Origin of the sequence: Pseudomonas sp. HMWF006 (assembly GCF_003061205.1) — a bacterium.
In the GTDB taxonomy this organism is placed as follows: Bacteria; Pseudomonadota; Gammaproteobacteria; order Pseudomonadales; family Pseudomonadaceae; genus Aquipseudomonas; species Aquipseudomonas monsensis.
On record NZ_QAIU01000457.1, the window covers coordinates 1507 to 4519 of the forward strand.

Below are 3013 nucleotides of genomic sequence, written 5' to 3' on the forward strand. Positions count from 1 at the left end.
AACGCGGTCAACGCGCCTTTCGTAGGCAACGGCATTACCCGTTGGGTGGATGGGCAGTACGCGTTGAACAAGCCGGAGCTGGGCCTTTCGAACTGGGAGAGCGGCCGGTTGTTTGCCCGCAGTGCGATTTTGTCTGGCGATGGTGTGTTCACCGTGCGTAGCCGCATGAGCCAGACCGACCTCGATGTGAAGCGCTAAAAACACTTGTGGCGAGGGATCTCCCTCGCCACAGGGGTGTTTTTTTCAGGCAGCGTGGGTGGTTTGAGCGTGCACCGCGCAAGTTGCTGGTTGCTCGGCCAGCGGCACGAAGGTGCGACGATCCGAGGACAGCGCATCAATCGAGCCTGTCTCGATGTCGTACACCCAGCCATGCAGATTCAACAGGCCTTTCTCCTGGGCCAGGCGCACGCTCGGGTGGGTCTGGATATTCGCCAGTTGCGCGATCACGTTCTCGCGCACCATCGAGCTCAACTTCGCCGCGTCGTTGGCATGGGGCCGTGCTTCGTTGACCACTTTGGCCGACTCGGCATGCTGCAGCCAGCCGCTCACAGCGGGCAGGTGATCCATGCATTTGCACTGGGCAATCGCGGTCATTGCACCGCAGTCCGAATGTCCGCAGATCACAATGTCCGTCACACCCAGCACCGCCACCGCATACTCCACCGTCGCCGACACCCCGCCCGGATGCGGGCTGTAGGACGGTACGATATTGCCGGCATTGCGGATCACGAACAGCTCGCCAGGTTCTTGTTGGGTCAGCAGTTCCGGCACGACACGACTGTCGGAACAAGTGATGAACAATGTGCCCGGCTGTTGCGTGGTCGCCAGGTGTTTGAACAGTTCGGTACGTTGCGGGAACGCTTCGTTCTGGAATTTCAGGAAACCATCAATCAGGTTTTTCATGGTGTTGTCCTCTTAGTTCGAGCAACCGCTGCCGAATTCGCTGTATTGAAGAATGTGTTTGCCGCCGTTGCTGTCCAGATACGTCATCTCTACCGGCACCACACCACAAACGTCGGCAACCGGGGTAATGCTCAGCACCTGGGCGATGTCCAGTGGCATGCCGTAGCGGTAGGCGACAACTTCGTCAGCGGCAAATGCCTGGGCGGACAGGCCGCCGATCAGGGCCAGGGTCAACAGAATTTTTTGCATGGGGCAACCTCCAGACGCAGGTGGTGACAGTGAGTCATTCGGGGGAGTCGGCCCGCACGCAGGGTGCGGGCCGGGCTGGATCAGAACGGACGCAGGGGCAGGAACTTGCCGTCGAGGGTGACCACGGCGCGGGAGCCGCCTTCCGGGTCTTCGACTTTCTTGATGTCGAGTTTGAAGTTGATCGCGCTGATGATGCCGTCGCCGAACTGTTCGTGAACCAGGGCTTTGAGCGTGGTGCCGTAGATCTGGATCATTTCGTGGAAGCGGTAGATGGTCGGGTCGGTCGGCACGCCACTGAGGCTGCCACGCAGCGGGATGATTTGCAGGGCGGCGACGGCATCAGCGTCCAGTTCGAGTTTGTCGCCGACTACTTGGGCGGCGTTTTCCGGCAGCGGATGCTGACCGAGCAGAGCGGCGGTGACGAAGGCCAGGCTCAGGCCGGTGCCGTCGGCAAGATCCTGCCACGACAGGTTCTTGCGTGCCTTGATGTCCAGAATGCGGGTGGTCAGGGCCAGGCTGGTGTCGTTGTAGGCATGGGACTGTTGCATGGTGTCACTCCTTTCAGGGGTTGGCTTGCTGTGTGGGATTCATCTTCTGCCGATTGACCCATAGCGTCCAAGACCGATATACAATGCTTTGCATAAGTCCTGCCTATAGATGGTGTGTCCCCATGCTGCTGCGTCATTTGCGTTATCTGCTCGCCGTTGCCGATCACGGTGGCTTCACTCGCGCGGCGGAGGCGCTGCACGTGTCGCAGCCAACCCTGTCGCAACAGATTCGCCAACTGGAGGAAAGCCTCGGGGTGGAATTGTTCGATCGCACCTCACGCACGGTGAAACCGACGGATGCCGGCATGGCGTATCTGGAATCTGCACGGCGGGTGCTGGTGGAGCTGGAGGCGGGCAGGCGTGCGTTGCATGACGTGAAGGACCTGTCCCGTGGCACCTTGCGCCTGGCGATGACGCCGACGTTCATGGCGTATCTGGTCGGGCCCTTGGTGCGTGACTATGCGGTGCGGTATCCGGGGATTCACCTGCAGATCTTCGAGTTGTCGATGGACGACATCGAGGCGGGCCTGGCGGATGACTCGCTGGACATCGCCATTGCCTTCACCCCGGTGCGCCACCCGGATATCGAGTGCATTCCGGCGTTTGCCGAAACCCTGGGGATCATGGTCGGGCGCGAGCATCCGCTGTACGAAAGCACTTCGCTGCTGACCCCGGAGGACATCGCCCAACTGGATTTCGCGTTACTGGCGTCAGACTTCATCACCCGGCTATCGGTTGATGAATATTTCCGTCAGCACGCAATTACGCCGCAGGTGCGGATTGAGGTGAATTCGGTGAGTACGTTGCTGGAGGTGGTGCGTCATTCGCCGATGGCGACGATGTTGCCGCAGGCGATCGCGACGGAGGATCGGGCGTTGCGCCGGTTGCGCGTAGAGAGCGAGGCGCCGCAGCGTGGGGCGGCGTTGTTGCGGCGGCGCAATAATTATCACAGTGCGGCGTCGGTGGCGTTTGTGGAACTGGTGTTGGGCATGGGAAGCCCCTCACCCTAACCCTCTCCCGGAGGGAGAGGGGACTGACCGAGGTGTTTGTGCGATCTACGCCGAGCTGAGAAACCTGAGTCGAACACAGGTTCTGAAAGCACCATAAATCGGCTCCCTCTCCCGGAGGGAGAGGGGACTGACTGAGGTGTTTGTGCGATTTACGCCGACCTGAAAGTTTTGAGCCGAACTAAAATTTTCAGCGCAGCACAAATCAGCTCCCTCTCCCTCGGGAGAGGGCTGGGGTGAGGGGCTACAATTCCAGTCACGCCATATCAACGCAAGCGAACAAAAAAGGCCTGCTTCCTTTAAGGA

4 protein-coding genes and 1 pseudogene are annotated in these 3013 nt (G+C 60.1%); 2 read left to right on the forward strand and 3 right to left on the reverse strand.

What is annotated here, in order from left to right:
- A pseudogene (locus DBR24_RS32965) lies at nucleotides 1-198 on the forward strand (glutamate-5-semialdehyde dehydrogenase); the annotation flags it as partial.
- A gap of 45 nt (nucleotides 199-243) precedes the next feature.
- Here DBR24_RS32965 and DBR24_RS19775 read toward each other — a convergent pair.
- The 3 genes from DBR24_RS19775 to cynS form a co-directional block, all read right to left on the reverse strand.
- Nucleotides 244-903 (reverse strand): carbonic anhydrase, encoded by a 660-nt coding sequence (locus DBR24_RS19775; protein ID WP_128615592.1) that lies wholly within the window; start codon nucleotides 901-903, stop codon nucleotides 244-246.
- A gap of 12 nt (nucleotides 904-915) precedes the next feature.
- Nucleotides 916-1152, reverse strand: coding sequence for a DUF2790 domain-containing protein (locus DBR24_RS19780; protein ID WP_123467727.1), 237 nt, complete (start codon nucleotides 1150-1152; stop codon nucleotides 916-918).
- A gap of 80 nt (nucleotides 1153-1232) precedes the next feature.
- Nucleotides 1233-1700 (reverse strand): cyanase, encoded by a 468-nt coding sequence (gene cynS, locus DBR24_RS19785; RefSeq protein ID WP_123467729.1) that lies wholly within the window; start codon nucleotides 1698-1700, stop codon nucleotides 1233-1235.
- Nucleotides 1701-1822: 122 nt separating this feature from the next.
- On the opposite strand from cynS, the gene cynR reads away from it, so the two are divergent.
- Complete coding sequence (gene cynR / locus DBR24_RS19790; RefSeq protein ID WP_128615593.1) at nucleotides 1823-2710, forward strand: transcriptional regulator CynR; 888 nt, start codon at nucleotides 1823-1825, stop codon at nucleotides 2708-2710.
- The last annotated feature ends 303 nt before the right edge of the window (nucleotides 2711-3013 follow it).